Origin of the sequence: Escherichia sp. Marseille-Q3837 (genome assembly GCF_916618735.1) — a bacterium.
GTDB lineage: Bacteria > Pseudomonadota > Gammaproteobacteria > Enterobacterales > Enterobacteriaceae > Escherichia > Escherichia ruysiae.
Genome location: NZ_CAKAKC010000001.1, coordinates 1,097,544 through 1,115,783, shown reverse-complemented (window position 1 = coordinate 1,115,783; position 18,240 = coordinate 1,097,544). Strand labels below are relative to the sequence as shown.

General features: G+C 51.3%; 20 protein-coding genes. 11 read left to right on the top strand and 9 right to left on the bottom strand.

Annotation, left to right across the window (positions count from 1 at the left end):
* The first annotated feature begins 2 nt into the window (after window positions 1-2).
* The 3 genes from hslU (at window position 3) to rraA (ending at window position 2,905) form a co-directional block, all read left to right on the top strand.
* Window positions 3-1,334 (top strand): HslU--HslV peptidase ATPase subunit, encoded by a 1,332-nt coding sequence (gene hslU / locus LG381_RS05280; protein WP_001293344.1) that lies wholly within the window; start codon window positions 3-5, stop codon window positions 1,332-1,334.
* A gap of 66 nt (window positions 1,335-1,400) precedes the next feature.
* Window positions 1,401-2,327 carry a 1,4-dihydroxy-2-naphthoate polyprenyltransferase gene (menA, locus tag LG381_RS05275; protein ID WP_024212602.1) on the top strand — a complete coding sequence of 309 codons (927 nt, stop codon included), beginning with the start codon at window positions 1,401-1,403 and terminating at the stop codon, window positions 2,325-2,327.
* A 92-nt stretch (window positions 2,328-2,419) separates the two neighbouring features.
* Window positions 2,420-2,905 carry a ribonuclease E activity regulator RraA gene (gene rraA, locus LG381_RS05270; RefSeq protein ID WP_000872912.1) on the top strand — a complete coding sequence of 162 codons (486 nt, stop codon included), beginning with the start codon at window positions 2,420-2,422 and terminating at the stop codon, window positions 2,903-2,905.
* Between the two features lie 83 nt (window positions 2,906-2,988).
* Here the strand turns inward: rraA and zapB are convergent, their stop codons facing one another.
* On the bottom strand, window positions 2,989-3,234 hold the full coding sequence (gene zapB, locus LG381_RS05265; protein WP_001296623.1) for a septal ring assembly protein ZapB: 246 nt from the start codon (window positions 3,232-3,234) through the stop codon (window positions 2,989-2,991).
* Between the two features lie 424 nt (window positions 3,235-3,658).
* Here zapB and glpF point away from each other — a divergent pair, with 424 nt between their 5' ends.
* The 4 genes from glpF (at window position 3,659) to fpr (ending at window position 8,117) form a co-directional block, all read left to right on the top strand.
* A complete protein-coding gene (gene glpF / locus LG381_RS05260) occupies window positions 3,659-4,504 on the top strand; it encodes a glycerol uptake facilitator protein GlpF (protein WP_225762104.1) in 846 nt (281 codons plus the stop codon).
* A 22-nt stretch (window positions 4,505-4,526) separates the two neighbouring features.
* Window positions 4,527-6,035: a glycerol kinase GlpK gene (glpK, locus tag LG381_RS05255; protein ID WP_000136801.1), complete on the top strand. Its 1,509-nt coding sequence runs from the start codon at window positions 4,527-4,529 to the stop codon at window positions 6,033-6,035.
* Window positions 6,036-6,263: 228 nt separating this feature from the next.
* Window positions 6,264-7,274, top strand: coding sequence for a class II fructose-bisphosphatase (gene glpX / locus LG381_RS05250; protein WP_001250655.1), 1,011 nt, complete (start codon window positions 6,264-6,266; stop codon window positions 7,272-7,274).
* A gap of 96 nt (window positions 7,275-7,370) precedes the next feature.
* Window positions 7,371-8,117 (top strand): ferredoxin--NADP(+) reductase, encoded by a 747-nt coding sequence (fpr, locus tag LG381_RS05245; RefSeq protein WP_032226782.1) that lies wholly within the window; start codon window positions 7,371-7,373, stop codon window positions 8,115-8,117.
* Between the two features lie 4 nt (window positions 8,118-8,121).
* Here fpr and uspD read toward each other — a convergent pair whose 3' ends face one another.
* The 3 genes from uspD to LG381_RS05230 all read right to left on the bottom strand — a co-directional run bounded on the left by uspD (window position 8,122) and on the right by LG381_RS05230 (window position 9,513).
* Entirely contained in the window at window positions 8,122-8,550 is a 429-nt protein-coding gene (uspD, locus tag LG381_RS05240; RefSeq protein WP_000323549.1) for a universal stress protein UspD, read from the bottom strand.
* 11 nt (window positions 8,551-8,561) lie between these two features.
* The gene (locus LG381_RS05235; protein ID WP_000655995.1) at window positions 8,562-8,861 is read right to left on the bottom strand and encodes a DUF406 domain-containing protein; all 300 of its coding nucleotides are present in this window, start codon (window positions 8,859-8,861) and stop codon (window positions 8,562-8,564) included.
* 211 nt (window positions 8,862-9,072) lie between these two features.
* Window positions 9,073-9,513 (bottom strand): DUF805 domain-containing protein, encoded by a 441-nt coding sequence (locus tag LG381_RS05230; protein ID WP_000155269.1) that lies wholly within the window; start codon window positions 9,511-9,513, stop codon window positions 9,073-9,075.
* Between the two features lie 100 nt (window positions 9,514-9,613).
* On the opposite strand from LG381_RS05230, the gene LG381_RS05225 reads away from it, so the two are divergent.
* Together LG381_RS05225 and tpiA are read left to right on the top strand one after the other, a co-directional pair.
* A complete protein-coding gene (locus LG381_RS05225) occupies window positions 9,614-10,213 on the top strand; it encodes a YiiQ family protein (protein ID WP_000834910.1) in 600 nt (199 codons plus the stop codon).
* A gap of 107 nt (window positions 10,214-10,320) precedes the next feature.
* Window positions 10,321-11,088, top strand: a complete 768-nt coding sequence (gene tpiA / locus LG381_RS05220) for a triose-phosphate isomerase (protein ID WP_001216325.1) — start codon at window positions 10,321-10,323, stop codon at window positions 11,086-11,088.
* A 55-nt stretch (window positions 11,089-11,143) separates the two neighbouring features.
* On the opposite strand, the gene cdh is transcribed toward tpiA, so the two are convergent.
* From cdh to cpxP, 5 genes are all read right to left on the bottom strand, one after another.
* Entirely contained in the window at window positions 11,144-11,893 is a 750-nt protein-coding gene (cdh, locus tag LG381_RS05215) for a CDP-diacylglycerol diphosphatase (protein ID WP_222680629.1), read from the bottom strand.
* A gap of 104 nt (window positions 11,894-11,997) precedes the next feature.
* On the bottom strand, window positions 11,998-12,987 hold the full coding sequence (sbp, locus tag LG381_RS05210) for a sulfate/thiosulfate ABC transporter substrate-binding protein Sbp (protein WP_001045694.1): 990 nt from the start codon (window positions 12,985-12,987) through the stop codon (window positions 11,998-12,000).
* A 313-nt stretch (window positions 12,988-13,300) separates the two neighbouring features.
* On the bottom strand, window positions 13,301-14,263 hold the full coding sequence (pfkA, locus tag LG381_RS05205) for a 6-phosphofructokinase (protein WP_001355350.1): 963 nt from the start codon (window positions 14,261-14,263) through the stop codon (window positions 13,301-13,303).
* A 180-nt stretch (window positions 14,264-14,443) separates the two neighbouring features.
* Window positions 14,444-15,346, bottom strand: coding sequence for a CDF family cation-efflux transporter FieF (gene fieF, locus LG381_RS05200; protein WP_001076752.1), 903 nt, complete (start codon window positions 15,344-15,346; stop codon window positions 14,444-14,446).
* A gap of 148 nt (window positions 15,347-15,494) precedes the next feature.
* Window positions 15,495-15,995, bottom strand: a complete 501-nt coding sequence (cpxP, locus tag LG381_RS05195; RefSeq protein WP_016158830.1) for a cell-envelope stress modulator CpxP — start codon at window positions 15,993-15,995, stop codon at window positions 15,495-15,497.
* 149 nt (window positions 15,996-16,144) lie between these two features.
* On the opposite strand from cpxP, the gene cpxR reads away from it, so the two are divergent.
* On the top strand, window positions 16,145-16,843 hold the full coding sequence (cpxR, locus tag LG381_RS05190) for an envelope stress response regulator transcription factor CpxR (protein WP_001033722.1): 699 nt from the start codon (window positions 16,145-16,147) through the stop codon (window positions 16,841-16,843).
* Window positions 16,840-18,213, top strand: a complete 1,374-nt coding sequence (gene cpxA, locus LG381_RS05185) for an envelope stress sensor histidine kinase CpxA (RefSeq protein ID WP_000580416.1) — start codon at window positions 16,840-16,842, stop codon at window positions 18,211-18,213. Before cpxR ends, cpxA begins: the two co-directional genes overlap by 4 nt.
* Window positions 18,214-18,240: the final 27 nt, after the last annotated feature.

The following is an 18,240-nucleotide window of genomic DNA, read 5'->3' as shown; positions in this document are numbered from 1 at the left end:
CCATGTCTGAAATGACCCCACGCGAAATCGTCAGCGAGCTGGATAAGCACATCATCGGCCAGGACAACGCCAAGCGTTCTGTGGCGATTGCTCTGCGTAACCGCTGGCGCCGTATGCAGCTCAACGAAGAGCTGCGCCATGAAGTGACCCCGAAAAATATCCTGATGATCGGCCCGACCGGTGTCGGTAAAACTGAAATCGCCCGTCGTCTGGCTAAGCTGGCGAATGCGCCGTTCATCAAAGTTGAAGCGACCAAATTCACCGAAGTGGGCTACGTCGGTAAGGAAGTGGATTCTATTATTCGCGATCTGACCGATGCCGCCGTGAAAATGGTACGCGTACAAGCTATCGAGAAAAACCGTTATCGCGCTGAAGAACTGGCAGAAGAACGTATTCTCGACGTGCTGATCCCACCTGCTAAAAACAACTGGGGACAGACCGAACAGCAGCAGGAACCGTCCGCTGCTCGTCAGGCATTCCGCAAGAAACTGCGTGAAGGCCAGCTTGATGACAAAGAAATCGAGATCGATCTTGCCGCAGCACCGATGGGCGTTGAAATTATGGCTCCTCCGGGAATGGAAGAGATGACCAGCCAGCTGCAGTCCATGTTCCAGAACCTGGGCGGCCAGAAGCAAAAAGCACGTAAGCTGAAAATCAAAGACGCCATGAAGCTGCTGATTGAAGAAGAAGCGGCGAAACTGGTGAATCCGGAAGAGCTGAAGCAAGACGCTATCGACGCTGTTGAGCAGCACGGGATCGTGTTTATCGACGAAATCGACAAAATCTGTAAGCGCGGCGAGTCTTCCGGTCCGGATGTTTCTCGTGAAGGTGTTCAGCGTGACCTGCTGCCGCTGGTAGAAGGTTGCACCGTTTCCACCAAACACGGGATGGTCAAAACTGACCACATTCTGTTTATCGCTTCTGGCGCGTTCCAGATTGCGAAACCGTCTGACCTGATCCCGGAACTGCAAGGTCGTCTGCCAATCCGCGTTGAGCTGCAGGCACTGACCACCAGCGACTTCGAGCGTATTCTGACCGAGCCGAATGCCTCTATCACCGTGCAGTACAAAGCACTGATGGCGACCGAAGGCGTGAATATCGAATTTACGGATTCCGGTATTAAGCGTATCGCGGAAGCGGCATGGCAGGTGAACGAATCTACCGAAAACATCGGTGCACGCCGTTTACATACCGTTCTGGAGCGTTTAATGGAAGAGATTTCCTACGACGCCAGCGATTTAAGCGGTCAAACTATCACCATTGACGCAGATTATGTGAGCAAACATCTGGATGCGTTGGTGGCAGATGAAGATCTGAGCCGTTTTATCCTATAATCGCGTTCAATCATTTTCATCATTGTTTGATGGGGCTGAAAGGCCCCATTTTTATTGGCGCGTATTATGACTGAACAACAAATTAGCCGAACTCAGGCGTGGCTGGAAAGTTTACGACCTAAAACCCTCCCCCTCGCCTTTGCTGCAATTATCGTCGGGACGGCGCTGGCATGGTGGCAAGGTCACTTCGATCCGCTGGTCGCCCTGCTGGCACTGATTACCGCCGGGCTATTACAGATCCTTTCTAACCTCGCCAATGATTACGGCGATGCCGTCAAAGGCAGCGACAAACCTGACCGTATCGGACCACTACGTGGTATGCAAAAAGGGGTTATTACCCAGCAAGAGATGAAACGGGCGCTCATCATTACCGTCGTGCTCATCTGTCTCTCCGGACTGGCGCTGGTCGCAGTGGCGTGCCATACGCTGGCCGATTTTGTCGGCTTCCTGATTCTGGGCGGGTTGTCGATCATCGCCGCAATCACCTACACCGTGGGCAATCGCCCTTATGGTTATATCGGTCTGGGTGATATTTCCGTACTGGTTTTCTTTGGCTGGTTGAGCGTGATGGGGAGCTGGTATTTGCAGGCGCATACGTTGATTCCGGCATTGATCCTTCCGGCGACCGCCTGTGGCCTGCTGGCAACAGCGGTTCTGAATATTAATAACCTGCGTGATATCAATAGCGACCGCGAGAATGGCAAAAATACACTGGTGGTGCGCTTAGGTGCAGTAAACGCGCGTCGTTACCATGCCTGCCTGCTGATCGGCTCACTGGTGTGCCTGGCGCTGTTTAATCTCTTTTCGCTGCACAGCCTGTGGGGCTGGTTGTTCCTGCTGGCAACGCCGTTACTGGTGAAACAGGCTCGTTATGTGATGCGTGAAATGGATCCGGTAGCGATGCGACCAATGCTGGAACGCACTGTCAAGGGCGCATTACTGACTAACTTGCTGTTTGTTTTAGGGATATTCCTAAGCCAGTGGGCAGCATAACTGACAAATATCAATTAACAATTGATGATTTTGCCAACAACCCACATAGCGCGATATACTGAAAATTCTCGCAGCAACTGAATGTTAAGCCTATGAAATACGATACTTCCGAGCTTTGTGACATCTATCAAGAAGATGTCAACGTCGTGGAACCGCTGTTCTCCAACTTTGGTGGACGGGCGTCGTTTGGCGGACAAATCATCACGGTAAAATGTTTCGAGGACAACGGGTTGCTGTATGATCTGCTCGAACAGAATGGTCGTGGTCGTGTTCTTGTCGTCGATGGCGGTGGTTCTGTTCGTCGCGCACTGGTCGATGCTGAACTGGCGCGTCTGGCAGTACAAAATGAATGGGAAGGCCTGGTCATTTACGGCGCGGTGCGTCAGGTAGATGACCTGGAAGAGCTGGATATCGGCATCCAGGCGATGGCGGCAATTCCGGTCGGTGCTGTTGGCGAAGGCATTGGTGAAAGCGATGTCCGCGTCAACTTTGGCGGCGTCACCTTCTTCTCCGGCGACCATCTCTATGCCGACAATACCGGGATTATTCTTTCTGAAGATCCGCTGGATATCGAATGATAAAAAAGGCACCGCAAGGTGCCTTTTTTCTGCGTTACCTGTTGCCTACACAGTAAAGCAATTACGCGAAAGATGAAGCGTAATCAGACCTCTTCCATGCGACCCAGCAGGGCCTGCAGACGTTCCTGCCAGCCGTTCTGCTGTTCTTTCAGATGGTTGTTCTCACGCTCCAGCTCTTCGCGCTGATGCTGGGCATTTTGAACTTCCTGCGACAGTGAGTTGTTCTTTTCTTTCAGCTCTTCGATTTCCATCTGCAACAAAGTGATGGTATCAATCGCCTGCTGTACTTTTGCTTCCAGTTTCTCAAACACTTCTAATGACATTGTCATACCTCTCCTGAATTGCAAGGCGTTGATGGATATATATCCTCGTCCCGATTATCGGTGACGCCTTAATAAATACGTGCACGTTTTCGTTAGCTCCGATTGTATGAAGCCGCGCCATCTCTGTCCAGCAGCACGCCTTGCAGATTCCGGTTTGCCACACTTTTCATCCTTCTCCTGGTGACATAACCCACATGAATCGAAAATGTTAAAAAATTTGTTGCAAGAATGATTTAACAAACGTGCATCATGTAAGAAGATGTGAAACAAATGGCGCGATAACGCTCATTTTATGACGCGGCACACACATTTTGATTTCGATATTTCTCGTTTTTGCTCGTTAACGATAAATTCACAGGATGCCTACAAGCATCGTGAACGTCAGTGACTTTCACGCTTACAACAAACATTAACTCTTCAGGATCCGATTATGAGTCAAACATCAACCTTGAAAGGCCAGTGCATTGCCGAATTCCTAGGGACCGGGTTGTTGATTTTTTTCGGTGTGGGTTGCGTTGCAGCACTTAAAGTCGCTGGTGCGTCTTTTGGTCAGTGGGAAATCAGTGTCATTTGGGGACTAGGGGTGGCAATGGCCATCTACCTGACCGCAGGGGTTTCCGGCGCGCATCTTAATCCCGCTGTCACTATTGCGTTGTGGCTGTTTGCCTGTTTCGACAAGCGAAAAGTTATTCCTTTTATCATTTCACAAGTTGCCGGTGCTTTCTGCGCTGCGGCATTAGTTTACGGGCTTTACTACAATTTATTCCTCAACTTCGAACAGACCCATCATATTGTTCGCGGCAGCGTCGAAAGTGTTGATCTGGCGGGCACATTCTCTACTTACCCTAACCCTCATATCAATTTTGTGCAGGCTTTCGCAGTTGAAATGGTGATTACCGCTATTCTGATGGGGCTGATCCTGGCGCTCACGGACGATGGTAACGGTGTACCGCGTGGGCCATTGGCACCGTTGTTGATTGGTCTACTGATTGCGGTCATCGGCGCATCTATGGGGCCATTGACGGGCTTTGCCATGAACCCAGCACGTGACTTCGGTCCGAAAGTCTTTGCCTGGCTGGCGGGCTGGGGCAAGGTCGCCTTTACCGGCGGCAGAGACATTCCTTACTTCCTTGTGCCGCTTTTTGGCCCTATCGTTGGCGCGATTGTAGGTGCATTTGCCTACCGCAAACTGATTGGCCGCCATTTGCCTTGCGATATCTGTGTTGTGGAAGAAAAGGAGATCACAACTCCTTCAGAACAAAAAGCTTCACTGTAATGTGACTACGGGACAATTAAACATGACTGAAAAAAAATATATCGTTGCGCTCGACCAGGGCACCACCAGCTCCCGCGCAGTCGTGATGGATCACGATGCCAACATCATTAGCGTGTCACAGCGCGAATTTGAGCAAATCTACCCAAAACCAGGCTGGGTAGAACACGACCCAATGGAAATCTGGGCCACCCAAAGCTCTACGCTGGTAGAAGTGCTGGCGAAAGCCGATATCAGTTCCGATCAAATTGCAGCTATTGGGATTACTAACCAGCGAGAAACCACTATCGTCTGGGAAAAAGAAACCGGCAAGCCTATCTATAACGCCATTGTCTGGCAGTGCCGTCGTACCGCTGAGATCTGCGAGCATCTCAAGCGCGATGGCATGGAAGAGTACATTCGTAATAACACCGGTCTGGTCATTGACCCGTACTTCTCTGGCACCAAAGTGAAGTGGATCCTCGACCATGTGGAAGGCTCCCGCGAGCGTGCGCGTCGTGGTGAACTGCTGTTTGGTACGGTTGATACCTGGCTAATCTGGAAAATGACTCAAGGTCGCGTTCACGTGACCGATTACACCAACGCGTCTCGCACCATGTTGTTCAACATCCATACTCTGGACTGGGACGACAAAATGCTCGACGCACTGGATATCCCGCGCGAGATGCTGCCTGAAGTGCGTCGCTCTTCGGAAGTGTACGGTCAGACCAACATCGGCGGTAAAGGCGGCACGCGTATTCCGATCGCCGGGATCGCGGGTGATCAGCAGGCGGCGCTATTCGGGCAGCTGTGCGTTAAAGAAGGGATGGCGAAGAATACCTATGGTACAGGCTGCTTTATGCTGATGAATACCGGTGAGAAAGCGGTGACATCAGAAAATGGCCTGCTGACCACCATCGCCTGTGGCCCGACTGGCGAAGTGAATTATGCTCTGGAAGGCGCGGTATTTATGGCGGGCGCGTCCATTCAGTGGCTGCGCGATGAAATGAAACTGATTAGCGACGCCGACGATTCCGAATACTTTGCCACCAAAGTGCAAAATACCAACGGCGTATATGTCGTTCCGGCCTTTACCGGCCTGGGCGCGCCGTACTGGGATCCGTATGCGCGCGGGGCGATTTTCGGTCTGACTCGTGGGGTGAATGCTAACCACATCATCCGCGCGACGCTGGAGTCTATTGCTTATCAGACGCGTGACGTACTGGAAGCAATGCAGGCCGACTCCGGCATTCGTCTGCACGCACTGCGCGTAGACGGCGGCGCGGTGGCGAACAATTTCCTGATGCAGTTCCAGTCTGACATCCTCGGCACGCGCGTTGAGCGTCCGGAAGTGCGCGAAGTGACCGCATTGGGTGCAGCCTATCTTGCTGGTCTGGCGGTTGGCTTCTGGCAGAACCTTGACGAGCTGCAAGAGAAAGCGGTGATTGAACGCGAGTTCCGCCCTGGCATCGAAACCACCGAGCGTAATTACCGTTACGCAGGCTGGAAAAAAGCGGTTAAACGCGCGATGGCGTGGGAAGAACACGAGGAGTGATGCCAGGCATCTGGCCGATTGCCTGATGCTGATCGCCTGATGCGACGCTTACGCGTCTTATCAGGCCTACGAGCCGATGCCATTTTGTGTAGGCGGGATAAGGCGTTCACGCCGCATCCGGCATCATGCAGACTCTGAAACCGTGCGGGGGCAACCCCGCACACATCAATAATCCCGCCCTTCCCCTGTGCTACACTTCGCGCCATTCCTTACTGCTTAGAGTTTGCTATGAGACGAGAACTTGCCATCGAATTTTCCCGCGTCACCGAATCTGCGGCGCTGGCTGGCTACAAATGGTTAGGACGCGGCGATAAAAACACCGCTGACGGCGCGGCGGTAAACGCCATGCGTATTATGCTCAACCAGGTCAACATTGACGGCACCATCGTCATTGGTGAAGGCGAAATCGACGAAGCACCGATGCTCTATATTGGTGAAAAAGTCGGTACTGGTCGCGGCGATGCGGTGGATATTGCTGTTGATCCGATTGAAGGCACGCGCATGACGGCGATGGGTCAGGCTAACGCGCTGGCGGTACTGGCTGTGGGCGATAAGGGCTGCTTCCTCAATGCGCCGGATATGTATATGGAGAAGTTGATCGTCGGACCTGGTGCCAAAGGCGTCATCGACCTGAATCTGCCGCTGGCGGATAACCTGCGCAATGTTGCGGCGGCACTCGGCAAACCGTTAAGCGAACTGACGGTCACTATTCTGGCGAAACCGCGCCACGACGCGGTTATCGCAGAAATGCAGCAACTCGGCGTGCGCGTATTTGCCATTCCTGATGGCGATGTCGCAGCCTCGATTCTCACCTGTATGCCAGACAGCGAAGTTGACGTGCTGTACGGCATTGGCGGCGCGCCAGAAGGTGTGGTGTCTGCGGCGGTGATCCGCGCATTGGATGGCGACATGAATGGCCGTCTGCTGGCACGTCATGACGTCAAAGGCGACAACGAAGAGAATCGTCGCATTGGCGAGCAGGAGCTGGCGCGCTGCAAAGCAATGGGCATTGAAGCCGGTAAAGTACTGCGTCTGGGCGATATGGCGCGTAGCGATAACGTCATCTTCTCTGCCACCGGTATCACCAAAGGCGATCTGCTGGAAGGGATTAGCCGCAAAGGCAATATCGCGACAACCGAAACGCTGCTGATTCGTGGTAAGTCACGCACCATTCGCCGCATTCAGTCGATTCACTATCTGGATCGCAAAGACCCGGAAATGCAGGTGCATATTCTCTGAGTCATTTGATCGATTGAGCCTTCCAGTCCTTCGGGACTGGAATTTTTTTGTCCGGAGAACGAAGATAAGGCAAGTCAATCAAAACAGGAGAGAAACATGGCTGATTGGGTAACAGGCAAAGTCACTAAAGTGCAGAACTGGACCGACGCCCTGTTTAGTCTCACCGTTCACGCTCCGGTACTTCCATTTACCGCCGGACAATTCACCAAACTTGGCCTTGAAATTGACGGCGAACGCGTCCAGCGCGCCTACTCTTACGTTAATTCTCCCGACAATCCCGACCTGGAGTTTTATCTGGTCACCGTCCCTGATGGCAAATTAAGCCCGCGACTGGCGGCGCTAAAACCGGGTGACGAAGTGCAGGTGGTTAGCGAAGCGGCTGGCTTTTTTGTTCTGGATGAAGTACCAGATTGCGAAACGCTATGGATGCTGGCAACCGGTACAGCGATTGGCCCTTATTTGTCGATTCTGCAATTAGGCAAAGATTTAGATCGCTTCAAAAATTTGGTACTGGTTCACGCCGCGCGTTATGCCTCCGACTTAAGCTATTTGCCACTGATGCAGGAACTGGAAAAACGCTACGAAGGAAAACTGCGCATTCAGACGGTTGTCAGTCGGGAAACGGCAGCGGGCTCACTCACCGGGCGAATACCGGCGTTAATTGAAAGCGGTGAACTGGAAAACGCGGTTGGACTGCCAATGAATAAAGAAACCAGCCATGTGATGCTGTGTGGTAATCCACAGATGGTGCGCGATACGCAACAACTGCTGAAAGAGACCCGGCAGATGACGAAACATTTACGTCGCCGACCGGGTCACATGACAGCGGAGCATTACTGGTAAGCGGTTACTTGTCGATAAATGGCACGATCAAGAGATCCGCACTCAACTTATTGATCATCCCGCGATATGCCGGCATCAAACGGTTGATAAACGAGTGGTGGTGACCACAAACAAGGAGGTCACACTGCTCTTTTTGCATAATTTCCAGCAGTGTTTCCGGCATTTCTCCGCGCTCAATGCGCAGTTTCGTTTTCGGCCACTGAATATTTTTCGTCAGCTTATACAGTTTGTTATCTGACTTATCTTTCAATAGTTGAAGAATATCTTCTGTTGCGGGGAAGTAGATACCCGGATACAACTCACTTAAGCCATCATCAATATGAATTAACGTCAGATGAGCGTCATTATGTCTGGCGAGATCCAGGGCTTTGTTCACCAGTAGGGCATCTTCTTCATTCCCGGAAATTGCCACGCCAATGTGTTTATAAGCCATGTTTAACTCCATTAACCAAGTGAACGCAGTGATAACTCAAAAATAATCATCTCGGCCTGGCATGAGAAGGTGAAAGCTGCATCAAGCTCGACTTGCCCCTCCAGATCTTTAATCTTATAGGCCACGCTGGCGCCTTCATCCGCAGAGGATGCAGTGGCTGCAAGCTCTTTCAGTTTGGTCATAAAGGACTCTGCTTCTTCGCGGGTAGCAAAAAAGCGCGAAAGTTTGCTTGTACAGTTGTCGTTATCAATCACCGTACCGATATCAATCGCACATCCTTTAGTACTGCATTTATCTACGACATCTTTCATAGGGCACCTCTGTATATTCGCCTCTCTGTCGATTGCCACTTAAGAATAATGCGCCGTTAAGGGAAGAACAAACAAGTAATGATCTTATGGATTACCATTTTTTTTGATATTGATTAAGGTAAGGAAATGAGGGAGATTTTCCGGGTATCGTCATTTGCAATATGGAAATAACGATCCCGGATAAAAATAGCAATAAGAGATATATTGCGGATTAATGGCTTGATTTATTCTCAGACTTATACTTTACGTCCAGGGTATCTTTACCAAATTTATTTGCGCCCTGGGTGCCGACAAATGCGCCAAGATCGATAAGCATCATCACCAGAATCAACGTCGGAATAAACCGCCCCACCGCCCATTGCCACACGCCCGGTAAAATCGCCCAGTTACCCGCCAGAAGCATCCACGCTACAATCATCAGAAATGCCCATGCGCCAGAACGCCCACGATCGTGCAGTCGTTTCACCGTCACTGCCGCTGTCGGCCATAACAGGCACACAAGGCAAAACGCGGCGGTCTGGATATCGAGTAATTTTTTAGCCGCCAGTGAGAAAAGCACCAACATGCCAACGATCCAGAGGCCAATCCAAATCCAGAAATCGCGGCGTCCAATACGCCCTTTAAATGAGAATAACCATTGCTGTATGGTCATGTAAGTTCCTTGATGGTTGTCTTTTCCAGGATTCTACCCTTTTGACAAGGGCGACAGATATCGTTTTAATCGAACCCAGTCATAACAAAAGGTACTGCCGATGAAGTCAGGGTGTTCAGTGTTTTTTCTCTTATCTACCGTGTTATCCGTTAGTGCAACGGTGCACGCACAATCGCCTGGCACGGCAACGACAGCGCCCTACCTGCTGGCTGGCGCCCCCACTTTCGATCTCTCCATCAGCCAGTTTCGAGAAGACTTTAACAGCCAGAACCCCAATCTGCCACTGAACGAATTTCGTGCCATCGACAGCAGCCCCGACAAAGCCAACCTGACTCGCGCCGCCAGTAAAATTAACGAGAACTTGTATGCTTCCACGGCGCTTGAGCGCGGCACCTTAAAAATCAAAAGCATTCAAATTACCTGGCTGCCAATCCAGGGGCCAGAGCAAAAAGCCGCTAAAGCGAAAGCCCAGGAATACATGGCAGCAATGATCCGCACACTCACCCCGCTGATGACCAAAACACAAAGTCAGAAAAAGCTGCAGTCACTCCTTACGGCGGGGAAAAACAAACGTTACTACACTGAGACAGAAGGCGCGTTGCGCTATGTTGTCGCGGACAACGGCGAAAAGGGGCTGACCTTCGCTGTTGAACCGATTAAGCTGGCGCTATCTGAAACGCTGGAAGGGTTGAATAAATGACAAAAAGCAAAGCCTTTGCGCCGATGAATCTCTATACTGTTTCACAGACCTGCTGCCCTGCGGGGCGGCCATCTTCCTTTATTCGCTTATAAGCGTGGAGAATTAAAATGCGACATCCTTTAGTGATGGGTAACTGGAAACTGAACGGCAGCCGCCACATGGTTCACGAGCTGGTTTCTAACCTGCGTAAAGAGCTGGCAGGTGTTGCTGGCTGTGCGGTTGCAATCGCACCACCGGAAATGTACATCGATATGGCGAAGCGTGAAGCTGAAGGCAGCCACATCATGCTGGGTGCGCAGAACGTGGATCTGAACCTGTCCGGCGCATTCACCGGTGAAACCTCTGCTGCTATGCTGAAAGACATCGGCGCACAGTACATCATCATCGGCCACTCTGAACGTCGTACTTACCACAAAGAGTCTGACGAACTGATCGCGAAAAAATTCGCTGTGCTGAAAGAGCAGGGTCTGACTCCGGTTCTGTGCATCGGCGAAACTGAAGCTGAGAACGAAGCGGGCAAAACTGAAGAAGTTTGCGCACGTCAGATCGACGCAGTGCTGAAAACTCAGGGTGCGGCAGCATTCGAAGGCGCAGTTATCGCTTACGAACCAGTATGGGCAATCGGTACTGGCAAATCTGCAACTCCGGCGCAGGCGCAGGCTGTTCACAAATTCATCCGCGATCACATCGCTAAAGTTGACGCTAACATCGCTGAACAAGTGATCATCCAGTACGGCGGTTCTGTAAACGCGTCTAACGCTGCTGAACTATTCGCTCAGCCGGACATCGACGGCGCGCTGGTTGGCGGTGCTTCTCTGAAAGCTGACGCCTTCGCAGTGATCGTTAAAGCTGCAGAAGCGGCTAAACAGGCTTAAGTCTGACAGGTGCCGGATTTCACATCCGGCACTTAACTTTTCTTAACTGCTTGCCTTAACGCAAAATCTCACACTGATGATCCTGAATCTCCTCGGCTGAAGCACGATTCAGCGTCAGCAGATTACGCTGTGTCGCCAGTAATACAAACGAGTTGTCACTCTGCCGTACCATCGCCAGCCCGTAACTTCCCATATGTTCCCGCGCTTCTGGCACTTCTTCCGCCAGCATCATAAACGGACTACGTTGTACCAGTTCGCTTTCGGTTACCCGACGCGCCAGATATTCATGCCCCTGTAATCCGCCTGGCAGCGGCAACCAGCGACTGCTGATGTTCGCCAGGTTATTATCCAGTTGTTTGCGCACATCAGGACGAATACAAGAGATATGAATATGAAAATGGTCTTGTGTGCGCCCGGTGCGGGAGTTAATCGCCAACGAGACCGCGCGATCGGGAACCGGCTGACCATATTTTTTACTCATAAAATCACGCGCCTGCCAGGCCAGCCAAAAGAAGTTCGGCGTTGCAGGATCGGTCAGCAAAGGACTTTCAGTGCCGTTAATACGATACGTTGGCATCAACAGATATTGCAGTGGTCCGTTAATGTCTTTTAAAACCACATATCCGGCATCGGGTTTGACTTCCACACATGGCGAAGGATTTTGGTTTTGCTGCTGGTTGGGCAAACATTGCTCAAGGACAATCTTACGTAACACATCCGAATCACCGGTAAATTTCCAGTAGCCGATACCCGCAGCAACGGCGATAACTATCATCACCAAAATGAGAATAACCGTTTTTTTCATCGTTTTTTCCCTGTACCTCAAAGAGATGCAAGGGTAACGCAAAATCGCGACAAATAAAAAACCCGGTCGCGAGATGCCACCGGGTCTGGTTATCGTCAACAAAATTAACGTTTGCTGATTTGGTCAAACGTACCGCCGTTAGAGAAATGCTCTTTTTGCGCTTTCGTCCAGCCGCCGAACTCTTCATCAATGGTGAATAACTTCAGCTTCGGAAAAGCATTTTCATACTTTTTCGCCACGTCAGGATCGCGCGGACGGTAATAGTTTTTGGCTGCAATCTCCTGACCTTCTGGCGAGTAGAGATATTTCAGATAGGCTTCTGCCACCTCTTTGGTGCCTTTTTTCTCCACCACTTTATCGACAACCGATACCGTCGGCTCCGCGAGAATAGACTCACTCGGCGTGACGATTTCGAACTTATCTTTCCCCAGTTCATTCGTTGCCAGCAGAGCTTCGTTTTCCCAGGCGATCAGCACGTCACCAATCCCACGCTCGACAAAAGTATTTGTTGAACCACGCGCACCAGAGTCCAGCACTTCCACGTTTTTATACAATGACTGCACAAAATCCTGCGCCTTTGCCTGATCGTTATTGTTGTGGTGCAGGGCATATCCCCACGCCGCCAGGTAGTTCCAGCGTGCACCGCCAGAGCTTTTCGGGTTAGGCGTGATCACCGAAACACCCGGTTTAACCAGGTCGTTCCAGTCATGGATTTGCTTCGGATTGCCCTTACGAACCAGGAAGACAATGGTGGAGGTATACGGCGCGGAGTTATCCGGCAGACGTTTGATCCACTCTTTATCAATTCGACCACGTTCAGCAATCGCATCTACGTCGTAAGCCAGCGCCAGCGTAACAACGTCAGCTTCTATCCCGTTGATTACCGATGTTGCCTGTTTCCCTGAACCACCGTGCGACTGACGAATCACCACGTTATCGCCGGTTTGCTGTTTCCAGTGGGCGCTGAAGGCTTTGTTGTATTGTTCGTATAACTCGCGCGTTGGATCATACGAAACGTTAAGTAACTGAATATCCTTTGCCATCACGCTGGTCGCTGCCAGCAAAAATGTTAATCCTACGCCCCACTTGTTCATCGCCCGGCTCTCTTATGTTGTGTTGTGATAAGCAAAGCGTGCCAGAAGGTGAACCAAACATTAAAGAATAAAAAAAGATTGGCTATAACTTGTGGGTATATGTTGGGGAGTTAAAAAGGCGGAAGAAATCCGCCTCATATTGCTGACAAAGTTCGCTTTGTTCATGCCGGATGCGGCGTGAACGCCTTATCCGGCCTACAAAATCTTGCAAACTCAATAGATTGCACAATTCATGTAGGCCTGATAAGCGAAGCGCATCAGGCATTTTTGCTTCTGTCATCGGTTTCAGGCGAAAGAAATCTGCCCGAAATCATTAATACAGTTTTTTCGCGCAGTCCAGCCAGTCACCTTTGAACGGACGCTTCATGTTTTCGATAGCGTCGATGATGTCATGGTGAACCAGTTGTTCGTTCTGAATACCTACGCAGCGACCGCCGTAACCAGCCAGTAGCAGTTCAATAGCGTAAGCGCCCATACGGGAAGCCAGAATACGGTCGTAAGGCACCGGAGAACCACCGCGCTGGATGTGGCCCAGCACAGTTGCGCGGGTTTCACGACCGGTTTCTTTCTCGATGAAATGCGCCAGTTCGTCAACATCACACATATGTTCGGTAATCGCCACAATTGCGTGTTTTTTACCTTTCGCGATACCCGCTTTGATTTCATTTACCAGGTCATCGCGGCTGAATTCAACTTCCGGAACCACCACAAATTCACAACCACCCGCAATGGCCGCAGCCAGCGTCAGATCGCCACAGTAACGCCCCATCACTTCCACCACAGAAATACGCTGGTGAGAAGAAGAGGTGTCACGCAGACGGTCGATGGCTTCTACAACGGTGCTCAGCGCAGTGAAGAAACCGATAGTGTAGTCAGTGCCTTTGATGTCGTTGTCGATGGTGCCCGGCAGGCCGATGCACGGGAAGCCCATTTCGGTCAGACGCATTGCCCCCATGTAGGAACCGTCACCGCCGATAACCACCAGCGCGTCGATACCACGTTTTTTCAGGTTTTCGATAGCCACGGCGCGGATGTTCTCGTCGCGGAATTCCGGGAAGCGCGCAGAACCGAGGAACGTACCGCCACGGTTGATCATGTCAGACACGCTGTAACGGTCTAGCTGTACCATACGGTCTTCATACAGACCCAGATAGCCGTCATAAATGCCCATTACTTCCAGACCTTCTGTCAGCGCAGAACGAACAACCCCGCGAATTGCGGCGTTCATGCCTGGCGCATCACCGCCGCTTGTCAACACACCGATTTTCTTAATCATGACTACCTCTGAACTTTGGAATGCAAAATGAAATCTGTTGCCGGAAGTCTTCTTGCACATCGAAGTGATCCAACGAATGTGCAAATAGTATAACAATCACTTCCTGCTGAATTGATTCAGGTCAGGCCAAATGGCGGTATTTTATACACAAAATGCGGGTCTGGCTCTCTTTTATACTGATTATGAAAGCATAGACCGTTTACCCTCCCTGGGTACGACGGAACAAGGGTCCTGATGAATAATCACATCCGATCCCGGAAAACGCCGTAAAATAGCCTGCTCTACCTGATCCGCCACCATATGCGCCTGAACCAAAGGCAGAGAGTCTTCCATTTCCAAATGAATCTGAATAAAGCGGGTCGGCCCTGACTGCCGCGTACGAAGATCGTGAGCGCCGCTAACTCCCGGCCAGGAAGTCACGATATCAATAATTTCTTGCCGTTCCTCATCGGGCAGCGCGCGATCCAGTAATGACTGTACCGCCTCATACCCCATGCGTAACGCGCTATATAAAATATAGATGCCGATTCCCAATGCAAACAGGGCATCAGCACGATGCCAGCCATACCAGGACAACCCCAGCGCCAGCAGAATCGCACCGTTCATCATAACATCGGACTGATAATGTAGCATATCTGCCCGCACTGCCTGGCTCTGTGTCCTACGCACGACCCAACGCTGAAACGAAACAAGGATAATCGTACAAATCAGCGCCACAATAGTCACGAGAACCCCGACGCCGGGGTCTGTCATCGGCGTCGGAGAAACCAAATGCTGAATACCAGTCAAAAACAGGAACAGCGCCGAACCGGAGATAAACATACTTTGCGCCAGCGCCGCGAGGGACTCGGCTTTACCGTGACCAAACGAGTGATTGTCGTCGGCAGGTTGCAGCGAGTAACGCACCACCAGTAAATTCGTCAACGACGCGCCAATATCCACCAACGAATCCACCAGCGCGGCAAGAATACTCACCGAACCGGTATACCACCATGCAAAAATTTTAATCAGCAATAGCAGCGAAGCCATCGCCGTCGCAGCAATCGCCGCCCGGCTGACCAGCCGTCCATAAGATTGATTCATAAATACTCCCGCTATCAACTGACGGTAGTATAACGGAAGCAAATCATCTGCAATGCATCAAGCAACAGGCAAATTGAAGATAAAAAAAACCCCCACATCATGTGGGGGAAGACAGGGATGGTGTCTATGGCAAGGAAAACAGGGTTTACTACTGGGAACGTGAGTTGCTACTACTCAATAGCTTCAACGATGAACTTTTTTGCCATTGCGTCACGTCGCGCAACTGCTCCATTCGTTGTTGATGTTTCTCGTTTAAAACCGCTTGCTGCTCTGGCGTTAACAGGTGATACATTTGGTTGCGGACTTTAGCCATCTCAACCTGGCGAGCGATCTGTTCTTTCGCCATTTTTTCTGCCTGAGCGCGCACAGCGTTTTCATCAAAATTTTCTGCGGTGACAAGGCGATGCATTGTCTCCACTTCGCTAACATTAACAGGAGGCTGTTCGTGCCGGGCCTGTTGCATAAGATCTCGCATCTGCTGACGCTGATGTTCGGTTAAACTTATGCCGTCGAACATATGGCTCTGCGTACTGCGCTGCGCAAGTTCTTCGCCCGGATGCCAGTTATCGCCTGAACCGACTTCAGCAGCGTGGCTTAATGAACTGACTGCCAGCGTTGAGGCCATGACGGCAGCGGTAACTATGCGCATCATTTGCTCCCAAAATCTTTCTGTCGCGATTCAACGATAGAGAGTTTACGATTCAGGCTGCAAACATGCGTCAGGGGGTGTAAAACAACGTAAAGTCATGGATTAGCGACGTCTGATGACGTAATTTCTGCCTCGGAGGTATTTAAACAATGAATAAAATCCTGTTAGTTGATGATGACCGAGAGCTGACTTCCCTGTTAAAGGAGCTGCTCGAGATGGAAGGCTTCAACGTAATTGTTGCCCACGATGGGGAGCAGGCGCTTGATCTTCTGGACGACAGCATTGATTTACTTTTGCTTGATGTCATGATGCCGAAGAAAAATGGTATCGACACATTGAAGGCACTTCGCCAGACACACCAGACGCCTGTCATTATGTTAACGGCACGCGGCAGTGAACTTGATCGCGTCCTCGGCCTTGAGTTAGGCGCTGATGACTATCTCCCGAAACCGTTTAACGACCGTGAGCTGGTGGCTCGTATTCGCGCGATCCTGCGCCGTTCCCACTGGAGCGAGCAACAGCAAAACAACGACAACGGTTCACCGACGCTTGAAGTTGATGCCTTAGTGCTGAATCCAGGCCGTCAGGAAGCCAGCTTCGATGGGCAAACGCTGGAGTTAACCGGTACTGAATTTACCCTACTCTATTTGCTGGCACAGCATCTGGGTCAGGTGGTTTCTCGTGAACATTTAAGCCAGGAAGTGCTGGGCAAACGCCTGACGCCTTTCGACCGCGCTATCGATATGCACATCTCCAACCTGCGTCGTAAGCTGCCGGATCGTAAAGACGGTCACCCGTGGTTTAAAACCTTGCGTGGTCGCGGCTATCTGATGGTTTCTGCTTCATGATAGGCAGCTTAACCGCGCGCATCTTCGCCATCTTCTGGCTGACGCTGGCGCTGGTGTTGATGTTGGTTTTGATGTTACCCAAGCTCGATTCACGCCAGATGACCGAGCTTCTGGATAGCGAACAGCGTCAGGGGCTGATGATTGAGCAGCATGTCGAAGCGGAACTGGCGAACGATCCACCCAACGATTTAATGTGGTGGCGGCGTCTGTTCCGGGCGATTGATAAGTGGGCACCGCCAGGACAGCGTTTGTTATTGGTGACCACCGAAGGCCGCGTGATCGGCGCTGAACGCAGCGAAATGCAGATCATTCGTAACTTTATTGGTCAGGCCGATAACGCCGATCACCCGCAGAAGAAAAAGTATGGTCGCGTGGAACTGGTCGGCCCGTTCTCTGTGCGTGATGGCGAAGATAATTACCAACTGTATCTGATTCGTCCAGCCAGCAGTTCTCAATCCGATTTCATTAACTTACTGTTTGACCGTCCGCTATTACTGCTGATTGTCACCATGTTGGTCAGTACGCCGCTGCTGTTGTGGTTAGCCTGGAGTCTGGCAAAACCGGCGCGTAAGCTGAAAAACGCTGCCGATGAAGTCGCCCAGGGAAACTTACGCCAGCATCCGGAACTGGAAGCGGGGCCACAGGAATTTCTTGCCGCAGGTGCCAGTTTTAACCAGATGGTCACCGCGCTGGAGCGCATGATGACCTCTCAGCAGCGCCTGCTTTCTGATATCTCTCACGAGCTGCGCACGCCGCTGACGCGTCTGCAACTGGGTACGGCGTTACTGCGCCGTCGTAGTGGTGAAAGTAAGGAACTGGAGCGTATTGAAACCGAAGCGCAACGTCTGGATAGCATGATCAACGACCTGTTGGTGATGTCACGTAATCAGCAGAAAAACGCGCTGGTGAGCGAGACCATCAAAGCCAACCAGTTGTGGAGCGAAGTGCTGGATAACGCAGCGTTCGAAGCGGAGCAGATGGGCAAGTCGTTTACCGTTAACTTCCCGCCTGGGCCGTGGCCGCTGTACGGCAACCCGAACGCCCTGGAAAGCGCGCTGGAAAACATTGTTCGTAATGCCCTGCGTTATTCCCATACGAAGATTGAAGTGGGCTTTGCGGTAGATAAAGACGGTATCACCATTACGGTGGACGACGATGGTCCTGGCGTTAGCCCGGAAGATCGCGAACAGATTTTCCGTCCGTTCTATCGGACCGATGAAGCACGCGATCGTGAATCTGGCGGTACAGGTTTGGGGCTGGCGATTGTTGAAACCGCCATTCAGCAGCATCGTGGCTGGGTGAAGGCAGAAGACAGCCCGCTGGGCGGTTTACGGCTGGTAATTTGGTTGCCGCTGTATAAGCGGAGTTAAACTCCGCGCAGGCCGGATAGGCGTTTA